The following is a 25,140-nucleotide window of genomic DNA, read 5'->3' as shown; positions in this document are numbered from 1 at the left end:
ACCCTCCACTTATCTTTGACTGCCCCACCCCGCCTCCGGTTCCCTCCCGCCTTAAAAAGCCGCCGCAAAAATCGATGCATTCGCCCAGCCCGCTACCGGAGCCCCACGGATTCCTCCACGATCCGGCACGACGCCTTCTGCACCACGGTGGGCCTGCCCTTGGTATGGCAGCCCACGCTCATGTGATGGCCGGATTCCACCCACGTACTCCACTGCACCTGAGAACCGTCCCCGGGGTCCTCCCGATACCTCATCTTTTGCCCCTCCTCCCGTGGGGGTTCGGGCGGATCGAGGTCGCTCAGCGTGGGATCGCCCCCGACCTCGGCGGCGACCTCGCGCAGCACCTCACCAGGTGGCACCGAGAAAAGCGGGTCCGCCGATACGAGGATGCGTAAATCCGCATCGCGCCCGGTCAGGATCGCCACGCCCTCGGCTAGGTCCGCCCGAAAGCCCTCGGGGGTCGAGACCCTTATGTCCCCCACCTCGTGCACCACCGCCGGACGCTCAGCGCCTTCCTCGCTTTGTTGTTCGCCTTCCTGCGCCTGCGGTTCCGTGTAAGACACCGCAGGCTCCCCCTCCCCTCCCGCCTGCGGCGCGATGCCCACGGCGGTGCCGTCACCCAGGGACCACCACGAAAGCCCCGCCACCGCCAGCACCACCCCCACCATCGCGGCGTGCCACCACGTGAGCCTTAGCCACGCGGTTCTCCACCACGCGCCCTCGCCGTTGCCGCCCGCGTGGCGGTGCCGCGGCCCCTCTCGGGGCCGGGCCAGCACGTCCAACGGATCCCCGCGCCGCCCCGCCCCGGACGCGCGTCCCTTCTGTTCCTCTTCCGCTACTGAGGGCTCGGTTTCCTCCCCGCCGTCACCCATCAAGCCTGCGGCGCGCAGGGCCTGCGTGACCGCGGCGGCCACCTCCTCGTTCTGCGTCTCCGCCTGCACCTCCGCCTGACCGCGGTCCCCCTCGCAGAGCGCCTGCGCCTGCTCCACCAGGGCGCCCAGGGCCCAGGGTTCCCGCAACACCGGCGGCACCAGGTCGTAGCGGTAGACGGTATCCGCGCCCTCAAAGACCGTGGCCTCCTCCAAGAGCGTCACCACGAGCTTGGTCATTCTTCGCCCTCCTCCACGCGCGCCACCTGTATCACCTCGGCCTCCGCCCCCGGGGACGACCATCGCCCCCTCCCCGGCGGCTGAGGCAGCGGCTTCATCCCGCAGATGGCCCCCTCCTCCTTATCCGCGTCGAGCAGCAGCACCACCGGCATTTGATCACGCAGCGCAGCCAGGAAAGGCTGATACAGGGCCCTATTAATGCCACCGGATTTCTGCGCTACCACGAGGTGCAACCCCACGTCACGGGCGTGCGGAATAAGCGGAACGAGTTCCGCGAGGGCTCCGGGGTCCACCAGGTCGGCGTCGTCTACCACCACGTATATCTCCGGCCCCTCCCACCACGCGCGCTCGCGTAGCTGGGCGGCGCTCACCTCATGCCCGGGTATCCGTTCCCGAAGGGTCGCAGCGGTGTTCCGCAGCGCCTCCGCCGTGCCGGGCGCGGAGGCGCTGTACGCGGCCAGCATCTCCTCCGGGACCTCGCCCAGGTGTGCGCGCCGGTGATCGACGAGCACGATCCGCGCCCACCGCGGCCCCTTTCCGCCGATTCCCGCCATGAGCGTGCGCAGCGCGGTGCTCTTGCCCGAGCCGTGCGCGCCCACGCACAGTACGTGGTCCTGCCACCAGTACACCGGCTCCATGTGCACGCCGCCGATCCCCACCGCGCATCCCCGCCCAGGGGGAAGCTCGGACAGCGGCAGGGAGGAGGGCAGCACCTTCAGGGAGGGGACGGGCTCCTGATCGGCCGCCGCCGTGGTGATGTGCGCAATATCCTGCGGGGAGCACATGCACCACAGCATCTGTTCCCCCTCCTGAGTGATCCCCCGGCCCGGGCGCGCGGGAATCTTCTGTTGGGCCTTGCGGTCGATCAGGGAATCCATCGCCTCGCCCAGCAGCAGTTCCAGGCGGTAATCAATAAGGTCCCGGATCGCGGGGCGCAGCACCGTCCACCGTTGGGTGGAGATCATAACGTGGATGCCGGCGGCCGCGCCGTCGGCAACCAGGCGCGCCACCCTTTCCACCTCCTCCTCGCAGTCGGCCACCAGCCCGTGCCAGCCGTCGATCACCACGAAGGTGTGCCTGCCGTCGTCCGGCTCACCGGCCTCCATCAGGGCCGTGACCTCGTCGAAGATCCGGTGCACCCGCCCCAGGTCCTTCCTTCCGGCCACACCGGCCACGTGGGGCAGGCGCCCCAGGACGCTGTGAGAATCCCCCGCCATGTCCACCACGTAGAACCGCACCTGGGACGTCGTGTGCGTGGCCGCCAGCGAGGCCACGATGCTCCCCAGCGCCGTGGACTTGCCCGATCTCGGGCCTCCACACAGGGCCACGTGCCCGCCGCCCACGGTGAAGTCCAGCACCAAGGGGTCCTGGCGCTGGTGATAGGGGCGATCAATCACTCCCACCGCAGCCCGCAGGAACCCCATCGGCTCCACCACTCCGGCGAGCTCCACCGAGTCCGGCAGGGGCGGCAACCAGAGGGTTCGGGCGCGGCTGCCGCGCTTCTTCGCCGCCTCGCACGCGGCGTCCACCACGGCGTCGAGAAGCGTGCGCGATCCCTCCTCGCACACCGTGGTGCGCGCGCTATCGATGTCGGACCAGCTCCGGAAGGGCCTCACGCCGTGGTTTCCGCCGCCTATCTCCCGGCAGTGTATGACCGGGCCGGACACGTACGCGGCCTGGAACCCCACCACGTCCTGCGGCCCGGCCTTGATAAAGCCCATGCCTGGCACGGCCGGGAGGTCGTGGGCGTCCGGCACCCCCAGCACCTGCCGCGATTCCGCAGCCGAGAAGGTGCGCAGCCCGATGCGGTAGGAAAGGTGCGAGTCGAGCCCGCGCAGGCGCCCCTCCTCCAGCCGCTGGCTCGCGAGAAGCAAATGCACGTGGAGGGAGCGGCCGAGGCGCCCCACCGCCACGAACAGATCCGCAAAGTCGGGGTGCTGCCCCAGGAGCTCGGAGAACTCGTCTACCACTATGAGCAGCGCCGGCATGGGATCAAGATCGTCCCTCCCTGCCCGGCGCGCGGCCTCGTAGTCGTGCACGTTGGCAAAGTTTCCGGCCGCCCGGAGCACCTCCTGCCTGCGGTTCATCTCCCCCGCTATGGCGTCGTGCATCCGCTCCACCAGCACGGATTCCTGTTCCAGGTTGGTGATGACCGCAGAGGTATGCGGGAGCCGATCGAGCCCGAGGAACGTGGCACCGCCCTTAAAGTCCACCAGGATCAGCGTCAGCTCCTCGGGGCTGTGGGTAGCCGTCAGGCCCACGACCAGGGTGCGCAGCAGCTCCGATTTTCCCGATCCGGTGGCCCCTATGCACAGCCCATGCGGCCCCATGCCGCCGTGCGCCGATTCCTTCAGGTCGAGCCATACGGGGGCACCCGTGGCGGTGTGCGCCCCCAGCGGCACGGTCAACCGGGTTGTCTCCGGCTCGCTTCGCTCGGCCCACATGGTCTCCGCAGTGAGCGCGTCGGCATCACCTATTCCCAACATCTGTAGGAGATCGTTCGGCGTCCTTCCCGGCATCGCACCCTCGGGTCCGTCCGGGCGATGATAGGGCGCCATGCGCCGCGCCAGGGACTCGGCCTGGGCCTGAGTCATGCGGTCGGGCGTGCCGATTCTTTCCGCCCCCGCCGCGGTATGCACCACGATCTCGCCGTCGAGGTGCAGCGCTAACCCCTCCTCCTCGGCGCGCCGCCGGATGAGCCCGCCGCCCGCCTCGGATACCTCGATGACGGTATCAGCCTCCGGGATATTCGGGCAGTCCTCCCCCGTCACCGCTACGCGGTACGCCGCGCGCTCGGGATGCCGGGTGTGCGGTAGCCACTTCAGCCACTCCCAGCCTTCCTGGCCCGGCGCGGCGCTCAGCCCCACGGTCTCGGGGCCGTGCTGGAATACCAGGCCGCTCAGCAGGGCCCGCGCGCAGTCGAGGGCCCCTCGCCCCGTCACCGAGACGTAGCGGAAGGCCCGCAGTTGGATCACCACGGGGCTGTCGGCGACGGTGCTCACGGCCCGTACCGTGCTGCGCAGCGAGATAGCGCACACGGGGTCCAGGTCCTCGGTCGCGCCGGGATCGCTCACCTCTATCGGGGTGCACAGGGCGGTTGCGCCAAGGCCTATCCGCACCTCCAGGGCGTCCTCGTCATCCCGTTCCTTCTCCCACATGCGCTCCCGCCCCACCATGGCCCACAGCTCTCCGGGAGGGGGATACCGATGCGTCTCGTTTGCGCGTTGCGCCTCCGCGTTGTCCGCTGCGGCGGCCCGAAGCTGCCCCACATGCCTCAGGTATGTGCGCCGCGTATCGTCCGCGTCCTGACCTCCCTGCGGGGAGAACATCATCAAAAATCCCATCGCCGCCATGAGCGGCATGACCAGCATCATCGGGTTGACCGTTCCCGAGGAGAGAAACATGACCGTGACCATGGCGGCCATGGCCGAGACCATCACCACGGGCATCAGGAGCCTCAACAGCGACGTCGCGGCGGGCCGGTGCGCCGCGGGAACCGGGAGCGCCTTGAGGGTTCCCTCCGGCCGCGGCGGGGCCGGAACGCGCCCGCCCACGGCCCGATACTGCACGCATAAATCCGGTGCCGTGGTCGCATGAGTCGCCTCCACAATCCCCCCTTGCACGCCCGTGAGCTGGGCCTATCCCTCGCCCACGACCCCCTGCCGTGGACATGCCTCACAGAATAGTCCATGATGGAGTCATATGTTGGAAGTGCCCGACTTTCGGGGGTGGCACGTCAGGACTCGGGGGAGTTGATTTCGCTCATGGCCGTCGACCATATGCTCAGGCTGCGGGTGCGCATGCAGGCTGGTTCCTATCGCCGCGAAGCGGACATTGCGTTTCCGGAACATTCCACGCTCGTGGAGTGCCTCTCGGAGCTGCTGAGCCTGTGCGACGCCCCCATGCTCACGCGGCCCTGGCAGGCACGCAGCGGCCTCGGGAGGGAGATCGACGCCACCGCGCCGCTTTCCCGCACCGGGCTCCACGACGGCGATACCCTCCTGCTCATTCCCCGCCAGGAATCTCCGCCTCCCGTGGTCCGCGACGCCACGGAGGCCCTCGTCGAGGCGGCCTCCGAGTATCGCGCCGTCACGCCCGATCGGCTCAGCCACGCCTACGCCACCACGGGCCTCATCGCCTGCGCGGTGTTGCTTTCCCATTGGATTCCCCCGTGGGCGTCCTTCCTCCCGCCCCTTGCCGCCGCGCTCCTGCTCACCCTGTGGGTGCGCCCCATGCCCGGCGTCATCGCTTGCGGCATCGCCTGCGCCGGAGCCGCCGGTTTCCTCTGGGTGTACCACAGCGCGCCGCCGGGCTGGGTCCCGTACGCCGCGCTCTCCGGCCTCCTGTCGGCGGGAATGGCGCTGGTGCTCTTCGCGCTCTCCGCCTGCACGCTGCCTCCGAGGGCCGTGTGTGCCGCCGCCACGGCCTGCCTGCTGGGGATCAGCGCCCCGATCCTGTGGTGGCTCACCCATCACCTACCCGGGGTGGCCGCAGGAGTCATCCTCCTTTCCTTTCTGCTTCTCTTCCTGGCTCCGCGCCTCGCCACCTCCCTGGTGGGGCTGAGCCCGCCGAGGATTCCCTCGGCCGGGCAGGATTTGGGGCTTGCCGACGCCCACCCAGCCCACGCGGAGCGCCGGGCTCGGCGCGCGCAGCGCCTCTACGAGGGTTTTCACCTCGGGATCGCCGCCGCGCTCTGCCCCGCCCTGCTCTGCCTCGGCCTCGCCCCGGCGGCCTCGGCGGGTTCCGCTCTGAGCACCGTCCTGGTCCTCGGCGTGTCCCTCGTGAGCGGCATCCATGCCCTCATGCATCCGCACCCGTACGCCGTGTGGTCCCAGGTATGCGTCTCCCTCAGCGGAATGGTGGCGGCGGTCGTCATGGCGCATGCGCACGTCGCGTCCGAGGTACTCGGCTTCCTCCTGGTGGCGGGGTGCCTGAGCGTTCCGTGGTGGCTGAGCATCGTCCCGCCGCCGGAGCCCACCCAGATCGTGTGGTGGGAGCGCCTGGAGTCCCTGGCGGTGGCGGCGATCTTCCCGCTCTGCCTGCACCACATGGGGTTCTTCGCTCTCATCAGGGGGCTGGGATGATGCCTCCGTCCTGGCACTACCTCGGACTGGTGGGCGTGCTGTTCGCGGCGCTGATCGCGGCGGCGCCCGCGCTGCACGCACGGGAGGGGTGCGCGGGCGGCGTCCCGGCACCGGGCCCCACGGCCCCTCCCGCCACCGTCTCGAATCACCTCTCGGGGCGGGGTGTCACGGTGGCCGTCATCGATACCGGGGTCACGCCGCATCCCCAGCTTGCCGAGGTCATTCCCGGGTCCGACTTCGTCTCCCCGGAGGACCCCGCGCCCCTGCTCGACTGCGACGGCCACGGAACGATCGTGGCGGGCCTTATCGCCTCGCGCGACGCCGGCGTGGCTCCCGGGGCGGCGATACTCAGCATCCGGCAGACCACCACGGCCCCCGCCCCCTCCGGGGAGGACCACGCCCGGGGCACCCTGTCCTCCCTGGCCAAGGCCATCGAGGAGGCCGTGGATCGCGGCGCCCGCGTCATTAACCTTTCGGTAGTCGCGTGCCTGCCTCCCGAGCGCGCCCGCCGCCTCGATGCCTCGGAGCTGGACGCCGCGCTCGATCGCGCGGAGCGCAGCGGCACCGTGGTGGTGGCCGCCGCGGGCAACCGCTCGCCGCAATGCGAGGAAGCGTCGGTGGTGTACCCGGCCTACTCCCCCACGGTGCTCTCGGTCGGCGCCCTGGATTCTCCCCACGACCTCGCCGCCTATTCCCTGCCGGGTGGCCCGCTGCGGCTCGCCGCGCCGGGGACGGTACCGGCGGGGCTCAGCCCCACCGGCGAGGGGTGGGTCAGCGCGGTGGGGGCGCCGGACCCCTCGGGGTTCGTCGCCTCGCCCCAGGGCCTCATCGGGACCAGTTTTGCCGCCCCCATCGTGTCCGGGATCGCGGCCCTGGTGCTGGAGCGCGCCCCGCACTACAGCCCCGCCGAGGTGCGCACCCTCCTCCTCGCGGCGGCCCAACCTCCGCACGGCGCGGTAACGCCCCAGGCCGTCCTCACCTCGGCCCTGCCGCCCCCGCCGCCGCCTCGCCCGCACCCCTCCGTGACGATCCCGGGGCCTCCGGACCGGCGGACGCGCTCGCGACTGCATGCGGTGCTGATCGTGCTCATCGTCGCCACCGTCGGGACCGCAACGGCTCTCGGCGTCACACGCCGACACAGGCCCGGGGGCAGTGTCATAGCCACGGCGAAAAAACTCCGGAGGGTTTAGCCCTGCGCCGCAGCCTCGTCCCGGGACGCCACGGTGAAGCGACGACCCGCGTGGCGGGGCTGCTCGATCTCGTCCACCGCCGCCACCGCGAAGTCCTCCGCGGAAACGAAGTCGCCCGCCGGGGTGTCCAGCCCCACCTTGTACTCGCCGGTGCGCGCCCCGGGAGCGATCATCGGGGAGGGCGCGATCATGCTCCACTCCAGACCCTCGGACTCGTGATATGCCTGGTGCACCGCGGCGAAGGCCGTGGCCTCGGGCAGGTACTCGCTGGGAAAGTCCGGGCTCTCCAGGAGCAGCCCCTCCCCCGCCTGGAGGGCTCCGGCCCCTCCGATCACGATGAACCGGCCCCGCGGGCGGGCTTCGATCAGAGCCCTATGCGCCGCCACCGCCGCGTCGTAATCGTCGCGGCTGGCCACGCTGATCACGGTGACGTCGCCGCCCTCGATCACCTCCTTCACCGCGGGGGTGTCGGAAAAGTCCAGCGCCCGCGCCCCCGGCTGCGAACCGGACCGGGTGTAGCGGATGACCTGGTGCCCACGCTCCTCGGCCTCGGCCGCGAGGGCGGAACCCACCATGCCTGAGGCTCCGATAATGGAAATGTTCATAACGCTGCTCCTTTGCAGTATGGGCCGCTGCGGGCCTTGCGGAATTCGATCCACCGCCAATACTATTTATTAGTAACTGATTACCTCAACGTAACCATAGGAACGGGCATGCAACCTCACTCCGCCCCGAAGGACAACGCCCCCTCGGCTCCCCCGTCCGGCCAGCACGGCCAGCACGACCAGCAGCCGGACATCCTCAACAAGAACTGCCCCTCCCGCACGGTGCTGCGGCACCTCACCGACCGCTGGACCCCCATGATCGTGGCCGTTCTTTCCCCCGGTTCCCCGGTGCGTTTCAAGGACATCCGGGCCGCCGTGCAGGGAATCTCACCGAAGGTGCTCACGGAGACCCTTCGCTCCATGGAGCGCGACGGATTGGTGCACCGGGAGGTCACGACCAGCATTCCCCCGCGCGTGGACTACCGCCTCACCGATCTCGGCTCCACCATCGTTACCCCGCTGGCGGCGCTGCGCGAGTGGGCGGAGAGCCACGCCGATGAGGTGGAGGCCCACCGGGAGCGCTACGACCGCCGCCACGGAACCCCCTAGCGCCGCGCGCCCCAACCATCCCAAACCCACCCCAACCGCCCCACCAGCCAGTCTCCCCGGCCCCGCGCCTACCGGCCTCCCCGCAGCACCTCATCCCGGCCCAGGGCGCTGCCCTCGGGCAGCAGCGCCAGCGCCGGCCACCACCCCGGTATCGGCTCCGGCAGCCCCAGCGCCGCGAGCGCCTCGGCGTTGTCCACGCGGTGCCGCACCCCGTGCGGGGTGACCACGTGGTAGCCAAAACCGGCGTCCACGGCCACCGCTCCCCGCAGCTCCGAGGCAAAGGAGTCCGCCACCATGAGCCGGGCCGCCGCCTCCTCGGCCTCGACCCCAGCCTCGTCGCGCCCTCGAGCCCCACCGCCCAGGGCCTCAGCGGGGGCACTCCCGGGATCGCCCAGGCCGCCCGCCGCCACGGGGAGGTCCGCGGGGACGCGCATAGACTCCCCGGACGCGGGGCGCCCCACCCCGCCCTCGGCGCCGATGGAGCAGAGTTCGGTCTCCCCCGGGTCGAGCAGCCTCGCGCCGCGCTCGGGCAGGAGCAGCCCCTGCGGCATCTCCGGGCGCGCGGCCATCTCCGCCTGCTCGCCCGCGCGGCTTGCCGCCCCCATGTCCCTGAGCATGGTGGCCTGGAGCTCCGTGATCGGGCGCGCCCCCTCGGCGGTGGCGGCCCACCATTCCTCCCCGGCGCGCACCACCTCGGGCAGGGGCACCGGAAACGCGATGGGCTCGCGCTCGGCGATCCCCATGAGGACGGGGGCCGGGGGCTGCCACATCGGCGTGCGTTCGTCGATGCCCATGCGGCGGCGCACGATGAGCCCGGCGGGGTCGTCGGGAGGCGGCAGCGCGCGGCGTCCCCGCGCCGTCACCAGGTATTCCGTGGGCGTGGAGACTTCGCGCAGCACCACCGCCTCGTCCTCGGCCAGCGGGGCGGGGCTGGTGCCCAACGCCACCAGCACCCGGTCCGGGGTGGTGCACACCGACCAGGTGCGCGCGCCCTCCTCCGGGTTGTGCGCGGCGATGAGGCCCGGGGCGTCGGGAATGCCCAGGGGGTGCCCGTGGCGCAGCCCGGCCAGCGCCTCGTCCCCGATATCGGCGGGTTCGGCGGGCTCCCCCAGGACGAGCCGGGCCGAGGCCAGGTTCGCCACGGGGTGCACCTTCTCCCCCTCCCGGACGTACAGGGCCCCGCTGGCGGCGCGCAGCAGCGGCTCGTCCTCGCCGGGCGTGGGCTTGGGGTCCAGCGCCGCGAGGAGCCCCGCCCCCATCACCAGGAGCAGGGAAAAGACCGCGCCCAGGGTGGCGGCGCGCTGGCGGGTGCGCAGCGGGTCGTGGATCATACGCGCGTCCCCGAACACCAGGCCGTGGTACATCCTGCGGGTCAAAAAGCGATGACCCGATACCTGCGCGTGAGTCGTGGGCGTGAGCAGGCCCCGGTGCTGCGACATCCCCCCGTATCCTTCCCCCGAAAGTCCCCTGTGCTCACCCCATCATAGCAACCGACCCGGCCGCGCCCACCACCGCAAAGCCCCCGCCGAGCCCCGCATGCCCCCGCTAGAAAACCAGCACGGCCGGGAGCGGCCTATTCCTCCACCCGGGCGGGCGCCCCGCCCTCGGTGATCTCGCCCTGCACGGGCCAGTTGGCGTCGTTCTCGGCATCCTCGCTGGGCACGTCCGCGCGGTTATTCGGCTCCGTGGGGCGGTGGAAGTAGGGCTGGTTTTCCTCCTCCTCGGAGGTCGCCACCCCGGCCTCGCCATTGGTGGGCACCGGGTACAGCTCGTCCAGCGGCTCCGGGGAGTTGCCCGGCTCGCGCATCTTCTCCAGCTCCGCGTCCGTGAACGCCTCGTTGACGGCAAAGATCGCCACGTTCTCCTCCGCGTACACCGGCGTCACGCCGGGCGTGTGCCACAGGCCGTCCATCATGCGCTCGTTGCGCGGCTGGGACATCCAGAAGTTCTCCGGGGAGATGAAGATGTAGTTGACGCCCATGCGCTCGGCGGCCTCGTCCACGTGGTTGCGCTCGTTCGGGGCGCCGGGGTTGCCCGCGCCGAGGGCGTTGGGCCACCAGTAGAGCAGGCGGGTGTCGGAGTCCTTGAAGTCGGTGGGCCAGTCGTAGTGGCGCATGACCGTGGGCAGCGAGTTGTAGGCGTACATCCAGCTATGCCCGTCGGCGGGCTCGCCCATGATGATTCCCTCGTAGGCGTGGGGCTGGCGGGCCAGCCACTCGAAGGCGCGCAGGTCCACCTGGCTGACCATGCGGTCATCCACCCGCGAGGAGTTGATGGTCCACTCGGCCCCCTCCTCCATCTGGGACCACAGGTTGGCGTACATCGCCAGCCCCACCGGGAAGGCCAGGATCACCGACGCCACGGCGGAGCCCACCGCCCACTTCTTCACGGGCGCCAGGCACACCAGGCGGATGAGCACGGCCACGCCGATCCCGGCCGCGGCAAAGACCAGCATGGCCACCGGCAACACCAGGCGGTGCGCCATGGAATAGTGCAGGTCGCCGATGGCGCCGAGCGCGTCGCTCCAGAAGCCGCCGAAGGGGCGTAGGGAGTTGACCGCCACCGCCACGGAGAACAGGTACAGCAGCGGGGCCCAGAGGTTGCGCCGCCACCCGATCAGCGCCACCGCCCCGATCCCTGCGGCCCAGAACACCCAGGTCAGGCTCATGCCCTCGAAGGCGTCCACGTGGCGGGTGGTCATCCCGAGCACCTTGGCCCAGGCCTCCCCGTAGGAGATGTCCTCCTCCCCGGAGAAGGCGGCCACCTCCCCGGTGACCTCGGAACCCACAAGGATCTGGGGCAGCAGCAGGACCATTCCCGCCGCGCCCACCGCGCCAAGCAGCCCGACGTCGCGCAGCCGCACCGTCAGCGCCCGGCGCGCCCCCTCGGCCCTGCGCGAGGGCACCCACAGCAGCCAGCACAGCCACCACAGCAGCAGGGCGACGACCACGATGGTCACCGCCGAGGGGTGCATCTGGGCCACGCCCATCAGCGCGGCCGCCGCGGCGTAGCCGAAGCGGGGGTTGCTGGGCACGGTCATGAAGAGAGCGATGACCACGCCGGTGAGGGAGACCGCCGCCACGTAGGGCCAGGCCCCCACGTAGCTTCCCACCCAGTAGCCCGCCGGGGCGCCGAAGATGAGCAGCCCCGCCAGCGCCGCCCCGAGCTGCCCGGTGATGGAGCGCAGCCCCATCATCTTCCAGGCGAGAAGCGCGACGGAGAGCGGGAAGCCCACGCCCGGAATCACCGCGCTGGCCACGTTGACCGCCTCGATCGGGGAGACCCCGGCGATCTGCGCGATGAGGTAGGTGCCAGCGTGCCACCCGCTGGGATAGAACATGGTGGCCTGCGTCTCGATGTTGTGCAGCTCCCCCATCCGGGTGGGGGAGGCGATGCCGGCCTCCATGATCCACCGCACCACGTTGGCGTGCCATTGCACGTCCCAGCCCTGGAACACGTTGTTGAGCCCGTCCGGGGCGCGCTGGATGAACTCCAGGGACTTCCCGATGATGACGTGCGCGCCGAGGATCACGCCGAGGGCGGGCAGGACCCAGGCCGGGTCCAGCAGGCTGCCGCGCCGCCCGCTCGGATCGGTCCACCACTCCCGCAACGTCCGGCGCTGCTCCTCGGGGCGCGCGGGTGCTGCCACCGCCAGGGCCGCCGGGGCCGCGGGCGGCAGCGCCCGCCGATACACCGTGGGGTTGGGATCCATCCCGGTGGCCCTGGCCAGCCAGGTGGCGTCCCCCAGAATGTCCGCGTTGGCGGGCAGGTGCGCCACGGACACCGCCAGGTCGCACCCCCGGTCGCGGCGGGCACCCGCCCGGCCCCGGCGGCGCAGCCCCAGGCCGCGCAGCCACTCATAGCCGTAGCGCCACGCCAGCGCCAGGACGAGGAAGAGGACCCAGATCGCCGCGATGGAGATCACGTCGTAGCGCCACGGGGTCAGCCCGATGAGCCACGCGGCGAGCCCGTAGACGCAAAAGCTCACCGGCATCGCCGCCGCCGCGGCCCAGGGGGTCTTTAACCCGGAGGCCCAGCTCAGGAGGAATCCCGGCAGGGTAAAGATCAATACCGCGAGGTACGCGATCTGGGCAGTATCCATTGAGGGAGACCTTAGGATCCTTTCTAGGTCTAGTGGCAACCCCTAAAGTGTATAGGCACCCGGGTCACCCGGCGAGACCGGCGCACGGCGATCCCTGGTGATGAGGCTGCGCGCGGCCAGCTCCCTGTCCTCGGGATAATCCACCCCCACCAGGCTCAGTCCCCGCGCCGCCGCCACGGGCACCCGCGAGGACCGCGTGCGCTCCCCCAGGAACTCCCCCGCGCGGGCGGGCGGGAACCGCCCCTCCCCCGCCGCGAGGCAGCACCCCACCAGGGCCCGCACCATGGACCAGCAGAAGGCGTCCGCCACCACCTCCGCCTCGTAGAGCTGCGGCTCCAGGGCCGTGGAGGCGTCCCGCCAGCGGAACACCTGAAGATCGCGCACCGTGGTGGCGTGGGGCTTGGCCTTGCAGAAGGCCGCGAAGTCGTGCAGGCCCAGCAGCCGATCCGCCGTCTCCTGCATCACCGCGAGGTCCACCGGCTTGGGCCAGGCGGTGGTGTCCCGGGCGCGCGTGGGCAGCGGCCCGGGGGCCGCCGTGGTCACCCGGTAGAGGTAGCGGCGGCGCAGCGCGGAGAAGCGCGCGTCGAAGCCCTCGGGCGCGAAGGAGCACCCGCTCAGCCGGATGTCCTCGGGCAGCAGGCGGGACAGCCGACGCACCAGCCGGGCGGGGTCGCCTCGCAGGGAGCGCTGCTCCAGGCAGCCCTCGGGGACGTCCGCGTGCGCCACCTGCCCGGCGGCGTGCACCCCGGCGTCGGTGCGGCCCGCCACCGTCAGCGCCACCGGGACCCGCAGCACCAGGGCCAGGGCCTCCTCCAGCACGCCCTGCACGGTGCGCAGCGCGGGGTCCTTCTGGCTGGCCCAGCCGTGGAAGTCCGTGCCGTCGTAGGCGATGTCCAGGCGCAGCCTCCTCGTGTCCGTCACTTGCGCCACCACCCGGCGGCCAGGGCGAGCAGCCACAGCGCGGGGGCGTCACACGCCATGCGCTGATAGTAGCCCACCGGGTTGTCGTAGCCGGTGCCGAAGGCCGCGGCCACCACCAGCGCCGCTCCGAGCGCGGAGAGCGCCAGCAGCGGCCAGGTGGCCGCCGCGAGGGGGCCGCCCATGAGCGCCTTGGGAACGCCCTCGGGCCGGATCAGCGCCCGACTCCGGCGCGCGGTCACCGCCGCCACCGCCATCGCCGCCCACAGGCAGGCCAGCGAGCCCGCCAGCAGGCCGTAGTGGAGGCCGGGGCGCTGCGCGGCGTCCACGGGGAGCGCCACCACCCGGAGGAGACCGGACAGCGCGATCGCCGCGCCCACGGCGGCGGCCCCGTGCCACTGCGCGCGCAGCCGGGCCACGAGCGATCCCGCGCATATCAGCGAGACCGCCAGGGCCGCCCCGCCGATCACGAACCACAGGTGCTGCGGGCTGCACGCCACACGCGGGACGAAGAAGTCCTCCACCGGCGCGCAGCCGCCCAGGCCGAGGTCGTCGATCATGTTGAGGCGGGGGAGATACTCGCCGCGCCAACCCACCGCCGCCACCGCCCTGCCCGCGTACCACGCGGCGAGGCCGATGAGGAGCATGAGGGCCGGTAGGCGGAGGGCTTGACGTGGGGCTAGGCGTGAGGCTGCGCGCTTCATAGATAGCAACGCTACCGCACGCCCGCCACGCGAGAGGGCCGGGGCGGAAGGCGCGTCACGCCTGCTCCGCCCCGGCCCTGAGAACCGAGTTGGTCGGGAGATTACTTCTCCTCGGTGGCCTCCTCGGCCTTCTCCGCAGCAGTCTCCTCGGCCGCTTCCGCAACCTCGGTCTCGGCCTGCTTGGAGGCCGCCGCGCGGGTGGCGCGGGTGGCCTCGGTGCTCACGGTCTCCTCGACGACGAGGGAGATCTGGGACATCGGGGCGTTGTCGCCGCGGCGGTTCTCCAGCTTCACGATGCGGGTGTACCCGCCCTCGCGGCCCTCGAACTGGGGGGCGAGCTCGTTGAAGAGGTGGGCCACAACGTCCTTGTGGGGCACCTTCTTGAGCACCTCGCGGCGGTCCGCGACGGTGCCCTTCTTGGCCTTGGTGATGAGCTTCTCCGCGTAGGGGCGGAGCATCTTGGCCCGTGCATCGGTGGTCTTGATGGCACCGTGCTCGAACAGTTGCGCAGCCAGGTTAGACAGAATCTTTCGCTGGTTGCTGGCAGAACCGCCGAGCCGTGCGCCCTTCTTCGGGGTAGGCATGAATAACTCCTCGTGTGAAAATTGAGTTGAGCGGGCGTCTTACTCGTCGGAATCTTCCGCTTCGTCATCCACGAAGTCGCCGGTGGCGGCGTCGTAGCCCTCGAGCACCGTCGGGTCAAAGTCGTCGGGGGCGTCCTTGAGCGTCAGGCCCAGGTTCGCCAGCTTGATCTTGACCTCGTTGATCGACTTCTGCCCGAAGTTGCGGATGTCCAGCAGGTCCGACTCGGTGCACTCCGCGAGCTCACCGACGGTGTGGATCTCCTGGCGCTTCAGGCAGTTGTACGAACGAACGGAGAAGTTCAGGTCCTCGATGGGCATCCCGTAGGCGGCCATGAACTCGGACTCGCGCGGCGAGGGGCCGATCTCGATGCCCTCAGCGGAGGTGTTGAGCTCGTGCGCGAGGCCGAACAGCTCCACGAGCGTCTTACCCGCGGAGGCCATGGCGTTGCGCGGGGTGATGGAGTTCTTCGTCTCCACGTCGATGATCAGCTTGTCAAAGTCGGTGCGCTGCTCCACGCGGGTGGCCTCGACCTTGTAGCTGACCTTGAGCACCGGGGAGTAGATCTGATCCACCGGGATACGGCCGATCTCTCCCCCACCGGTGGGAGCGGCGGGGACGTAGCCGCGCCCGCGCTCCACGATGAACTCGATCTCCAGGCTGCCCTGCTCATTGAGGGTCGCGATGTGCAGATCCGGGTTGTGGATCTCCACCCCGGCGGGGGGCTGAATGTCCCCCGCCGTGATCTCGCCCTCGCCCTGCTTGCTCAGGTACATCACCACGGGCTCCTCGGAGTCCGAGGAAAGAACCATGGACTTGATGTTCAGGATGATGTCGGAGACATCCTCCTTCACGCCGTTGATGGTGGTGAACTCGTGCAGGACCCCGTCGATCTTCACGCTGGTCACCGCCGCGCCCGGGATGGACGAGAGCAGGGTACGACGCAGCGAATTGCCGAGGGTGTAGCCGAAGCCCGGCTCCAGCGGCTCGATGACGAACCGGGAGCGGGACTCCTCCACGACCTCTTCGGTGAGGGTGGGTCGCTGGGAAATAAGCATGGGACTCTCCTTTGGCGCCCGCTATTTGACGCCGGTAGACGGAAAGGGATGGATAACGAGCGTGAGCGATTACTTCGAGTAGAGCTCGACGATGAGCTGCTCCTGCAGCGGCACGTCGATCTGTGCGCGCTCGGGCAACTGGTGCACGAGGATGCGCAGGGTATCGGGCACGACCTGAATCCAGGCCGGCACGACGGCGTCGGCAAGCTGCTCCTGGGCCTCCTCGAACCACTGCATCTTGCGGGAACGCTCGCGAACATCGATGATGTCGTAGCGCGAGACGCGGTACGAGGGGACGTCGATCTTCTTGCCGTTCACGGTGAAGTGGCCGTGGGAGACGAGCTGGCGGGCCTGGCGGCGGGTGCGCGCCAGACCGGCGCGGTAAACCACGTTGTCCAGGCGGGACTCCAGCAGGATGAGCAGGTTCTCGCCGGTCTTACCGGAGAGGCGGTTGGCCTCCTGGTAGTAGCGGCGGAACTGCTTCTCCATCACGCCGTAGGTGAAGCGAGCCTTCTGCTTCTCCTGGAGCTGGAGCAGGTACTCGGACTCCTTGATGCGGGCGCGGCCAGCCTGACCCGGGGGGTAGGGGCGACGCTCGAAGGACATGTCGCCGCCGACGAGGTCAACGCGGAGACGACGGGACTTGCGGGTTGCGGGGCCGGTGTAACGAGCCATAGTTAGTTACCTTTCCTTTCCCTTAAACGCGACGACGCTTCGGCGGGCGGCAGCCGTTGTGCGGGTGCGGCGTCACGTCGGAGATCGAGTTGACCTCGAGGCCGGCGGCCTGGAGGGAACGGATAGCGGTTTCGCGGCCCGAGCCCGGACCCTTGACGAACACGTCGACCTTCTTCATGCCGTGATCCATCGCCTTGCGGGCGGCGTTCTCGGCGGCCAGCTGCGCGGCGAACGGGGTGGACTTACGGGAGCCCTTGAAACCCACGTGGCCGGAGGAGGCCCACGCGATCACATCGCCGTTGGGGGCGGTGATGGACACGATGGTGTTGTTGAAGGTGGACTTGATGTAGGCGTGGCCCTGGGCCACGTTCTTCTTGACGGCGCGGCGGCCAGAGCGGCGGGCGCCAGAGCGAGTCTTCGGAGGCATAGATTACTTCTTCTTTCCGGCGATCGTCTTCTTCGGACCCTTGCGGGTGCGGGCGTTGGTCTTGGTGCGCTGACCGCGAACGGGCAGACCGCGACGGTGACGCAGACCCTGGTAGCTTCCGATCTCAATCTTGCGGCGGATGTCGGCCTGAACCTGGCGGCGGAGGTCACCCTCCACCTTCCAAGAAGCCTCGATCACGTCACGCAGAGCAGAAAGCTGCTCGTCGTTGAGGTCATCGGTGCGCAGGTCGGGAGAGATGCCGGTCTCCTCAAGCAGCTTGGCCGAACGGGCCGGGCCGATGCCGTAGATGTAGGTGAGTGCAACCTCCATGCGCTTGTTGCGCGGGAGGTCCACACCAGCAAGACGTGCCATGTGGCAGTACCTTTCCGGTTGTTACGGTGGTTTTCTCCCCGCTCGCCCCTGCCACGCGGCGCTTTAATCCGGTCCGTGCCCGGACGATGGGCCGTGATTCGCAGGGCTTCAGCCACCGTGGCCGAAGGTTTAAGCAGCGTTCCGGGCGCGATGGCCTCGGGAAAGCCTGGAGCGAGGAGGCGAGAAATTACTTGTAGCGGTAGACGATGCGACCGCGGGAGAGGTCGTAGGGAGAAAGCTCCACCACGACGCGGTCCTCCGGCAGGATACGGATGTAGTGCTGGCGCATCTTACCACTGATGTGGGCGAGAACCTGGTGGCCATTATCGAGCTCGACCTTGAACATTGCGTTCGGCAGGGGCTCGATGACCCGACCCTCCACCTCGATGGCGCCTTCCTTTGCCATATCCTCCAACTCTCCGCTGACATTAGGTGTACGCGATCACGCCCGCCCGGCGCGACGGCGTCGAGCGCAATAAAGGCATGATCGCTGCTAACTGTACACTCAGCCTCCTTGGGGATCAAAAAAGGCGAGCGGGCGCAACGCCCGCTCGCCTCTCGCCCTCCGGGTTCCGCGCCCGGGGCACACGCTTAGTACACGTAGACCATGTCACCGATCTGAAGCTGATCGAAGTACTCCACCGCGTCGTCGTGGTTGAGGTGGATGCAGCCGTGCGAGAGCAGCGAGGTGTTGCCCTGGTGGAAGGCGATGCCGTTGTTGGTGAAGTACACCGCGTACGGCATGGGGGCCTGGTCGAACTCGTAGGAGACCTCGTCCTTGACCTTGCGGTTCACGTAGAAGGTGCCCGTCGGAGTGGCCGTCTCCGGGGACGGGGCACCGGCGGACATCGGAACGGGGCCGTAGGTGACGGTGCCGTTGTCCTGCAGCCACGTGCGGTTGCCCTGCAGGTCGATGCAGGCGCGGGCCTCCGCCGGGCAGGGGGTGGAGGCAAGGTCGGCGGCGCGGGCGTCGGCCTGCTGCTGGGCGGCCACGCGCTCGGCCTCCGCGCGGCGCGCCTCCTCGGCCTGGGCCGCCTGCTCCGCCTCAAGGCGGCGCTGCCCCTCGGCCTGGGCCGGGTCCTGAGTCGCCTCCGGGGTGGGGGCCGCCTCCGGGGCGCTGCTGCCCTGCTCGGTCAGGCCCGGGAAGGCCGTCTCCAGGGAGCCGTCCAGGAGCTGCAGGGCGGGATCGGCCAGCTCCGGGGGGAGCTGACTGGCCTGCTGGTGCAGCGCGTCGCGCACCTGGGCGGCCTGGGACTCCAGGTCCAGACCCGAGGAGGCGGGCACGGGGGAGGCTTCCGCCGCGGACGCGATCGAGGGGGAGGCGAGGAGGGCACCCGTCGCGGTACCAGCGGCAGCGAGGGAGGCCGCCCGACGCCGCGTGGCAGAGGGCTTAGCATGGCGGGGCTTGTATGACATGACCGCAAGTATAGCCCGCCCGCGTGGGGAAACGCTATTGCCCCGCGGGGCGGGGGGTGAGGATCCTCGGCCCCTCGCTCGTGGCCGCCACCGTGTGCTCCCAATGCGCGGCCCAGGAGCCATCGGCGGTGACCACCGTCCAGCCGTCGTCGAGCACCTCGTTGTCCCAGCTTCCCAGGGTGAGCATGGGCTCCACGCACAGCGTGGTCCCCTCCTGGATCACCGGCCCCTTCCCCGGCTTGCCCTCGTTGGCCAGGAAGGGGTCCTCGTGCATCGTGCGGCCGATGCCGTGCCCGCCGTAGCCGTCCACGATCCCCAGCGCCACGCCCCAGCGCTTCTCCGCCCGCCGGGTGGCGGTTTCCAGCGCGTGCGAGACGTCCGTGAGCCGGGCGCCCGGGACCATCGCCGCGACCCCCTGCTCCATCACCCACCGGGTGGCGTCGTTCAGCGCCGCCGCCTCCGGGGCCAGCTCGCCCACGCCGAAGGACCAGGCGGAGTCCCCCACCCAGCCGTCCAGCGTGGCGCCGCAGTCGATGGAGACGAGGTCGCCGCTTTTGAGCACCGTCTCCTTGCCTGGTATCCCGTGCACGATGACCTCGTTGACCGAGGCGCAGATGGAGCCGGGGAAGCCCTGGTACCCGAGGAAGGTCGGATAGGCCCCGGCGTCCCGGATCACGGCCTCCGCCACCGCGTCCAGCTCCAGGGTGCTCACCCCGGGCTTGGCGGCCTCGCGCACCGCGCACAGGGCCCTGCCCACGATCTCCCCCGCCGCCTGCATGGCGTCGAGCTCCCCCGGGGTCTTGCCCGGGATTTTCCTCTTGCCCCTAAAACCCATGTGTTCTCCCTTTCTCTCGCGCTCCGGCGCGGCGCCGTCCGGCTGTACGCATCGGCGTTGCACATCCATAAAAAAATCCCCACGCCGGAGCGTACTCCGTCGCGGGGGTGCTCGTGGCCCGGGGAGGGCTACTCGCCGGCCTTCAGCGCGGCCAGCGTGCGGGCGTTGATCTCCTCCACGTCGCCCTCGGCCTCCACGGTGATGATGTCTTCGCCGTAGTGCTCGATGAGCGGGGCGGTCTCGTCCCGGTACACCTTCAGGCGGGTGCGGATGGTCTCCTCGTTATCGTCGGCGCGGCCACGGGCGAGCATCCGCTCCACCACCACGTCCTCGGAGACGCGGAAGTTCAGCACGCCGTCGAACTTGAGGCCCTTGCGCTCCAGCAGGGCGGTAAGGATCTCCGCCTGCTCCACGGTGCGGGGAAAGCCGTCCAGCAGGAAGCCCTCGGCCGTGTCCGCCTCGTCCAGGCGGGACTCCACCATGCGGGCGGTCACCTCGGTGGGCACGAGCTTTCCGGCGTCGATGTATTCCTTGGCCTCGATGCCCAGGGGGGTTCCCTGGCCGATGTTGGCGCGGAAGAGGTCTCCGGTGGAGATGTGCGGCACGCCCAGCTTCTCCGAGAGGAGCGCGGCCTGGGTGCCCTTGCCAGCACCGGGGGGTCCAAGAAGTACGAGTCTCATTTGAGCAACCCTTCGTAGTTACTTTGCAGAAGCTGGCTTTCGATTTGCTTGACGGTGGTCAGCGCCACGGACACGAGGATGAGCACCGCCGTGCCGCCGAAGGCACCCATGCCCGCGCTGCCCTGCTGGCCGATGCCAAACTCCAGGGCGATGTTGGGAAGCACCGCGATCACGCCGAGGTAGATCGCACCGACGAACAGCAGGCGGTTCATCACGTAGGCGAGGTACTCCGCCGTCGGGCGGCCCGGGCGCTTGCCCGGGATGAAGCCACCGTACTTCTTCATGTTATCCGCCTGCTCGTACGGGTCGTACTGCACGGAGACGTAGAAGTAGGAGAAGAAGATGATCAGGGCGAAGTACAGCACGATGTACTGCCAGGAGGAGGGGGTCTGGAGCACCGAGATGACGTTGCGCTGCCACCAGTTATCCGGCTGCCCCGCGCTGCCCGAGTACACGATCTGGGTGATGAGCACCGGCATGTAGATCAGGGAGGAGGCAAAGATCACCGGGATCACGCCCGCCTGGTTGACCTTCAGCGGCAGGTAGGTGGAGGAGCCGCCGTACTGGCGGCGCCCCACCATGCGCTTGGCGTACTGCACCGGGATGCGGCGCTGGCCCTGCTCCACGAACACCACGCCCACCACGAGCACGATCACGGCGGCGATCACCACGGCGAGCATCAGGCCGCCGGAGTTGTTGAGCACGGAGAGGCCATCGGTGGGCAGGCGGGTGGCGATGCCCGCGAAGATGAGCAGGGACATGCCATTGCCCACGCCCTTCTCCGTAATCAGCTCGCCCATCCACATCACCAGGACCGCGCCGGAGGTCATGGTGATGACGAGCACCACCAGGTCCCACACGGTGCGGTCCGGCACCAGCACCTCCACGCCCTGGCCCAGGAGCTGCTGGCGATCCGCCAGCGCCACGATGCCCGCGGACTGCAGCAGCGCGAGCGCCACCGTGAGGTAGCGGGTGTACTGGGTCATCTTGGCCTGGCCGGACTGCCCCTCCTTCTTGAGCTGCTCGAAGTGCGGGATCACCACGGTGAGGAGCTGCACGATGATCGACGCCGTGATGTAGGGCATGATGCCGATGGCAAAGACCGAGAGCTGCAGCAGCGCGCCGCCGGAGAACAGGTTGATGAGCGAGTACACACTCCCCTGCTCCTGGGTGAGGTCGCGCAGACGCCCGCTAATCTGCGCGTAGTCCACTCCCGGCGAGGGAATCTGCGCGCCAATGCGGTACAAGATGATCATCGCGATCGTGAAGAGAATCTTCCGGCGAAGATCAACATCCTTAAAAGCCTGGATAACGGCGGACACTTATCCTCCTGGCCCCACGCGCGCTCGCCGCTGGGCGATCGAGCACGGCAGAGGTTCTATATCGTTCCAGCCCCTACGCCCCGCATGCACGCGGCCAGGGGCGCCGGACACAATTGACTACACCACCTTACCAGCCTCCCCGGCTTTTCCCATCCCGGGGTGGGGCGCCTAGCCCCTTGGTTCCGGGTCCGACGAACGCAGCCCGGCCCACAGCAGCGCCACGATCCCGGCCCCCACGGCGCCGAGCGCCACGGCAAAGAAAACATCCTCCCCATCCGCGTTCCCGGCGGAGAGCCCCGCCGCCAGCCGCGCCCACCACAGCGCCAGGCCCGCGCCCAGGGCAAAGCCGGTGAGCACGCGGGGAGCGCTGCGGCGGAAGAACAGGGCCACGCCCACCAGCGTCACGCCCGCGCTCGCCAGCGAGAGCCCGCGCAGCAGCGGGGCCTCCCCCTGAAGGATCAGCGCGGAGAGGATCTCTAACACCAGCGCGATCGCCAGCACCGCGCCCGCCAGGTTTGCCCATCCCTTGATGCTCATGGGCCTGAATCTACCTCGCGCGGGCGCGGCGCGCAGCGCCCCCAACGTCCCGGGCACCCCCGCTCCCCCGGCGCCACGCTTAAGCTTCTCGACGCTCACCGCGCCCTCACTGCCCCCCTGACCGCCCCTCTCGGAGCGAGCATAGCAAAGCCGGGCCCCAGCGCCGAGAGGCGCGGGGCCCGGCTGGGCCGTCAAGCGGTAAAAACTACTTGGTGGCGGTCACGGAACCGCCGGCGGCCTCGATCTTCTCCACGGCGGACTTGGAGAACTTCTCGGCGGTGACGCTCAGCTTCACGCTGATATCGCCGGTGCCGAGGACCTTGACCGGCTGCTTCGGGCGCACGAGGCCCTTGGCGGCGATGTCGGCCACGGTGATCTCCCCACCCTCCGGGAAGGCCTTGTTCAGGTCGCCCACGTTGACCACCTGGTAGTAGACCTTGTTCGGGTTCTTGAAGCCCTTGAGCTTCGGCAGGCGCATGTGGATCGGCATCTGCCCACCCTCGAACGCCGCCGAGACCTGCTTGCGGGCCTTGGTGCCCTTGGTACCGCGACCGGCGGTCTTACCCTTGGACGCCTCGCCGCGACCCACGCGGGTCTTGGGCTTGTTTGCACCCTTGGACGGGCGCAGATCGTGGAGCTTGATGATATCGCTCATGTGTTATCTACTCCCCTGCCACTTCTTCGACAACCACCAGGTGGCGCACCATGTTGATCTGGCCACGCACGGCGGCGTTGTCCTGCTTGATGACGCTGTGGCGGATGCGCTTGAGGCCCAGGGCCTCAAGGTTGGCCTTCTGCTTCGGGTTCGCACCCACGATACCGCGAATCTGAGTGATCTTCAGTGCCATTATTAGGCCTCCTGTCCAGCGCGGGCGCGCAGCATACGGGCGGGAGCGACCTCTTCCAGGGTCTTGCCGCGACGGGCCGCGACCTCCTCCGGGCGGACGAGCTGCTTCAGGCCGTCCACCGTGGCGTGCACAACGTTGATGGCGTTGTCGGAGCCCAGGGACTTCGAGAGGATGTCCTGCACACCGGCGCACTCCAGCACGGGGCGGGCGGCGCCACCGGCGATCACACCGGTACCGGGGGCGGCGGGCTTGAGCATCACGCGGCCGGCGGCGGCCTCGCCGATCACCGGGTGGGTGATGGTGCCGGCCACCATGGGCACGCGGAAGAAGTTCTTGCGAGCCTCCTCGGCGCCCTTCTGGATGGCGGCGGGAACTTCCTTGGCCTTGCCGTAGCCCACGCCGACCATGCCCTGACCGTCGCCCACGATCACCAGGGCGGTGAAGCTGAAGCGGCGACCGCCCTTGACCACCTTGGACACGCGGTTGATGGTCACAACGCGCTCGATGTACTTATCGCGCTCGTCGTTGTTGCCGCGGCGGTCGTTGTTGCGCCCGCCGCGACGCTCGTTGTTGTTCTTCTTGTTCTCGTCGGCGGAGCGTCCGCCGTCACGCCGTTCACGTCCCGGCATTACGCGATCCTTCCGTTGATGTTCTGCTGGGTGGCAATCATTAGAACTTCAAACCACCTTCGCGGGCTGCGTCGGCCAGCGCGGCAACGCGGCCGTGGTACTTGTAACCGGCGCGGTCGAACACGACCTTCTCGATGCCGGCCTCCTTGGCGCGCTGGGCGATCAGCTCGCCCACCTTGGCGCCCTTGGTCTTCTTGTCGCCCTCCATCGCCCGGATCTCCGGCTCGATGGTGGAGGCGGCAACCAGGGTGTGGCCGATGGTGTCGTCGATCACCTGCGCGTGCATGTGACGCGAGGAGCGGTGCACCACCAGGCGCGGCGCCTCGGGAGTACCACGCAGGTTCTTGCGAACGCGGAAGTGACGGCGGGCACGGGCGGCGCGGCGGCGCGAGGAGATGTCCTTGCCCACCGGCGTACGCTTCTTGTTCTGTTCTGCGTTGTTGCTCATGCTTACTTACCCGTCTTTCCGACCTTGCGGCGGATCTGCTCACCCTCGTAGCGGATGCCCTTACCCTTGTAAGGATCGTCCTTCCGCAGACGACGGATGTTCGCGGCGATCTGCCCAACCTGCTGCTTGTCGATACCGGCGATGGAGAACTTGGTGTTGCCATCCACGGCAAAGGTGATGCCCTCCGGCGCCTCGATGAGGATCGGGTGGGAGTAGCCCAGGGCGAACTCCAGGTCCTTGCCCTTGGCCTGGACGCGGTAGCCCACGCCGAAGATCTCCATCTTGATGGTGTAGCCCTCGGTGACGCCGACAACGCAGTTGTTGATCAGCGACCGGGAGAGACCATGCAGGGCACGGTTCTTGCGGTGATCGTCCGGGCGGGATACCACAATCTGGTTATCCTCCACGGCCACGGAGATCGGGGCGGGGACGTCCAGGGACAGCGTGCCCTTGGGGCCCTTGACCTCGACGTGCTGGCCGTCGATCTTGGTTTCCACACCGGACGGAATGGCGATGGGAGCCTTACCAACTCGCGACATTGCTTATCACTTCTCCCTTTACCAGACGTAGGCGAGGACTTCTCCGCCTACGCCCTTCTCGCTCGCCTGGCGATCGGTCAGGAGGCCCTGGGAGGTGGAGATGATGGCCACACCCAGGCCGCCAAGGACCGTCGGCAGTTCGGTGGACTTTGCGTACACGCGCAGACCCGGCTTGGACACGCGGCGCAGACCGGAGATGGAGCGCTCGCGCTGGGGGCCGTACTTCAGCTCGAGGGACAGGGTCTTGCCGACCTTGGCGTCCTCGACGGTGTAGTTCGCGATGTAGCCCTCCTGCTTGAGGATCTCGGCGATGTTCGCCTTGATCTTGGAGGACGGCATGGACACGACGTCGTGGTGCGCGTGATTAGCGTTGCGCACGCGCGACAGCATGTCCGCGATAGGATCAGTCATGGTCATAAAGCGACCTATAGCCTTTCTCGTTGCGGTTCCCTAACCCACCGGCGAGGCGTTCTCCGCGTCTCCTTGGGCCACTTGCGCTCTCCCCCGCTCA

At 69.2% G+C, this 25,140-nt stretch carries 27 protein-coding genes; 3 read left to right on the top strand and 24 right to left on the bottom strand.

Annotation, left to right across the window (positions count from 1 at the left end; translation table 11 throughout):
- Positions 1-92 precede the first annotated feature (92 nt).
- Together B140_RS0105665 and eccCa are read right to left on the bottom strand one after the other, a co-directional pair.
- Positions 93-1,109 carry a type VII secretion-associated protein gene (locus tag B140_RS0105665; protein ID WP_018118383.1) on the bottom strand — a complete coding sequence of 339 codons (1,017 nt, stop codon included), beginning with the start codon at positions 1,107-1,109 and terminating at the stop codon, positions 93-95.
- Positions 1,106-4,717, bottom strand: coding sequence for a type VII secretion protein EccCa (gene eccCa, locus B140_RS0105660; RefSeq protein ID WP_244874396.1), 3,612 nt, complete (start codon positions 4,715-4,717; stop codon positions 1,106-1,108). Before eccCa ends, B140_RS0105665 begins: the two co-directional genes overlap by 4 nt.
- Before the next feature lie 156 nt (positions 4,718-4,873).
- Between eccCa and eccD the strand changes: the two genes are divergently transcribed.
- Entirely contained in the window at positions 4,874-6,193 is a 1,320-nt protein-coding gene (gene eccD, locus B140_RS0105655) for a type VII secretion integral membrane protein EccD (RefSeq protein ID WP_169332530.1), read from the top strand.
- A complete protein-coding gene (locus B140_RS12065) occupies positions 6,190-7,383 on the top strand; it encodes a S8 family serine peptidase (RefSeq protein WP_051069256.1) in 1,194 nt (397 codons plus the stop codon). Before eccD ends, B140_RS12065 begins: the two co-directional genes overlap by 4 nt.
- On the opposite strand, the gene B140_RS0105645 is transcribed toward B140_RS12065, so the two are convergent.
- Entirely contained in the window at positions 7,380-7,988 is a 609-nt protein-coding gene (locus B140_RS0105645; RefSeq protein ID WP_018118379.1) for an NAD(P)-dependent oxidoreductase, read from the bottom strand. The genes B140_RS12065 and B140_RS0105645 overlap by 4 nt on opposite strands.
- A 108-nt stretch (positions 7,989-8,096) precedes the next feature.
- On the opposite strand from B140_RS0105645, the gene B140_RS0105640 reads away from it, so the two are divergent.
- Positions 8,097-8,537 carry a winged helix-turn-helix transcriptional regulator gene (locus B140_RS0105640; protein ID WP_018118378.1) on the top strand — a complete coding sequence of 147 codons (441 nt, stop codon included), beginning with the start codon at positions 8,097-8,099 and terminating at the stop codon, positions 8,535-8,537.
- A 68-nt stretch (positions 8,538-8,605) separates the two neighbouring features.
- On the opposite strand, the gene eccB is transcribed toward B140_RS0105640, so the two are convergent.
- From eccB to rpsH, 21 genes are all read right to left on the bottom strand, one after another.
- Positions 8,606-9,976: a type VII secretion protein EccB gene (eccB, locus tag B140_RS0105635; RefSeq protein WP_083912247.1), complete on the bottom strand. Its 1,371-nt coding sequence runs from the start codon at positions 9,974-9,976 to the stop codon at positions 8,606-8,608.
- Positions 9,977-10,110: 134 nt separating this feature from the next.
- Positions 10,111-12,639 (bottom strand): DUF6541 family protein, encoded by a 2,529-nt coding sequence (locus B140_RS0105630; RefSeq protein WP_018118376.1) that lies wholly within the window; start codon positions 12,637-12,639, stop codon positions 10,111-10,113.
- A gap of 42 nt (positions 12,640-12,681) precedes the next feature.
- Positions 12,682-13,560, bottom strand: coding sequence for a tRNA pseudouridine(38-40) synthase TruA (truA, locus tag B140_RS0105625; RefSeq protein ID WP_018118375.1), 879 nt, complete (start codon positions 13,558-13,560; stop codon positions 12,682-12,684).
- Positions 13,557-14,204: a hypothetical protein gene (locus B140_RS0105620; protein ID WP_018118374.1), complete on the bottom strand. Its 648-nt coding sequence runs from the start codon at positions 14,202-14,204 to the stop codon at positions 13,557-13,559. The genes truA and B140_RS0105620 overlap by 4 nt, the downstream gene beginning before the upstream one ends.
- Positions 14,205-14,362: 158 nt before the next feature.
- Positions 14,363-14,845 carry a 50S ribosomal protein L17 gene (gene rplQ / locus B140_RS0105615; RefSeq protein WP_018118373.1) on the bottom strand — a complete coding sequence of 161 codons (483 nt, stop codon included), beginning with the start codon at positions 14,843-14,845 and terminating at the stop codon, positions 14,363-14,365.
- A 39-nt stretch (positions 14,846-14,884) separates the two neighbouring features.
- Positions 14,885-15,901, bottom strand: a complete 1,017-nt coding sequence (locus B140_RS0105610; protein ID WP_018118372.1) for a DNA-directed RNA polymerase subunit alpha — start codon at positions 15,899-15,901, stop codon at positions 14,885-14,887.
- 69 nt (positions 15,902-15,970) lie between these two features.
- Positions 15,971-16,576 (bottom strand): 30S ribosomal protein S4, encoded by a 606-nt coding sequence (rpsD, locus tag B140_RS0105605; RefSeq protein WP_018118371.1) that lies wholly within the window; start codon positions 16,574-16,576, stop codon positions 15,971-15,973.
- A gap of 22 nt (positions 16,577-16,598) precedes the next feature.
- Positions 16,599-17,003 (bottom strand): 30S ribosomal protein S11, encoded by a 405-nt coding sequence (gene rpsK / locus B140_RS0105600; RefSeq protein ID WP_018118370.1) that lies wholly within the window; start codon positions 17,001-17,003, stop codon positions 16,599-16,601.
- 3 nt (positions 17,004-17,006) lie between these two features.
- Positions 17,007-17,375, bottom strand: a complete 369-nt coding sequence (gene rpsM, locus B140_RS0105595) for a 30S ribosomal protein S13 (protein WP_018118369.1) — start codon at positions 17,373-17,375, stop codon at positions 17,007-17,009.
- A 187-nt stretch (positions 17,376-17,562) separates the two neighbouring features.
- The gene (gene infA, locus B140_RS0105590) at positions 17,563-17,781 is read right to left on the bottom strand and encodes a translation initiation factor IF-1 (RefSeq protein WP_018118368.1); all 219 of its coding nucleotides are present in this window, start codon (positions 17,779-17,781) and stop codon (positions 17,563-17,565) included.
- Between the two features lie 185 nt (positions 17,782-17,966).
- The gene (locus tag B140_RS0105585) at positions 17,967-18,791 is read right to left on the bottom strand and encodes a L,D-transpeptidase (RefSeq protein ID WP_026166034.1); all 825 of its coding nucleotides are present in this window, start codon (positions 18,789-18,791) and stop codon (positions 17,967-17,969) included.
- 34 nt (positions 18,792-18,825) lie between these two features.
- A complete protein-coding gene (gene map / locus B140_RS0105580) occupies positions 18,826-19,626 on the bottom strand; it encodes a type I methionyl aminopeptidase (RefSeq protein ID WP_018118366.1) in 801 nt (266 codons plus the stop codon).
- A 128-nt stretch (positions 19,627-19,754) separates the two neighbouring features.
- Complete coding sequence (locus tag B140_RS0105575; RefSeq protein ID WP_026166033.1) at positions 19,755-20,306, bottom strand: adenylate kinase; 552 nt, start codon at positions 20,304-20,306, stop codon at positions 19,755-19,757.
- Positions 20,303-21,628, bottom strand: a complete 1,326-nt coding sequence (secY, locus tag B140_RS0105570) for a preprotein translocase subunit SecY (RefSeq protein ID WP_026166032.1) — start codon at positions 21,626-21,628, stop codon at positions 20,303-20,305. The genes B140_RS0105575 and secY overlap by 4 nt, the downstream gene beginning before the upstream one ends.
- Positions 21,629-21,796: 168 nt before the next feature.
- Complete coding sequence (locus B140_RS0105565) at positions 21,797-22,165, bottom strand: hypothetical protein (protein WP_018118363.1); 369 nt, start codon at positions 22,163-22,165, stop codon at positions 21,797-21,799.
- Positions 22,166-22,370: 205 nt separating this feature from the next.
- Positions 22,371-22,820 (bottom strand): 50S ribosomal protein L15, encoded by a 450-nt coding sequence (gene rplO / locus B140_RS0105560; protein ID WP_018118362.1) that lies wholly within the window; start codon positions 22,818-22,820, stop codon positions 22,371-22,373.
- Between the two features lie 7 nt (positions 22,821-22,827).
- Positions 22,828-23,013 carry a 50S ribosomal protein L30 gene (rpmD, locus tag B140_RS0105555; RefSeq protein WP_018118361.1) on the bottom strand — a complete coding sequence of 62 codons (186 nt, stop codon included), beginning with the start codon at positions 23,011-23,013 and terminating at the stop codon, positions 22,828-22,830.
- A 2-nt stretch (positions 23,014-23,015) separates the two neighbouring features.
- Positions 23,016-23,642 carry a 30S ribosomal protein S5 gene (gene rpsE / locus B140_RS0105550; RefSeq protein ID WP_018118360.1) on the bottom strand — a complete coding sequence of 209 codons (627 nt, stop codon included), beginning with the start codon at positions 23,640-23,642 and terminating at the stop codon, positions 23,016-23,018.
- 40 nt (positions 23,643-23,682) lie between these two features.
- Entirely contained in the window at positions 23,683-24,090 is a 408-nt protein-coding gene (gene rplR / locus B140_RS0105545; protein WP_026166031.1) for a 50S ribosomal protein L18, read from the bottom strand.
- Positions 24,091-24,092: 2 nt separating this feature from the next.
- Complete coding sequence (gene rplF / locus B140_RS0105540; protein ID WP_018118358.1) at positions 24,093-24,629, bottom strand: 50S ribosomal protein L6; 537 nt, start codon at positions 24,627-24,629, stop codon at positions 24,093-24,095.
- An 18-nt stretch (positions 24,630-24,647) separates the two neighbouring features.
- Complete coding sequence (rpsH, locus tag B140_RS0105535) at positions 24,648-25,046, bottom strand: 30S ribosomal protein S8 (RefSeq protein WP_018118357.1); 399 nt, start codon at positions 25,044-25,046, stop codon at positions 24,648-24,650.
- Between the last annotated feature and the right edge of the window lie 94 nt (positions 25,047-25,140).

The organism is Corynebacterium mastitidis DSM 44356, from assembly GCF_000375365.1.
In the GTDB taxonomy this organism is placed as follows: domain Bacteria; phylum Actinomycetota; class Actinomycetes; order Mycobacteriales; family Mycobacteriaceae; genus Corynebacterium; species Corynebacterium mastitidis.
Note: the sequence above shows the minus strand (reverse complement) of the source record. Positions and strands in the feature narration are given on the sequence as shown.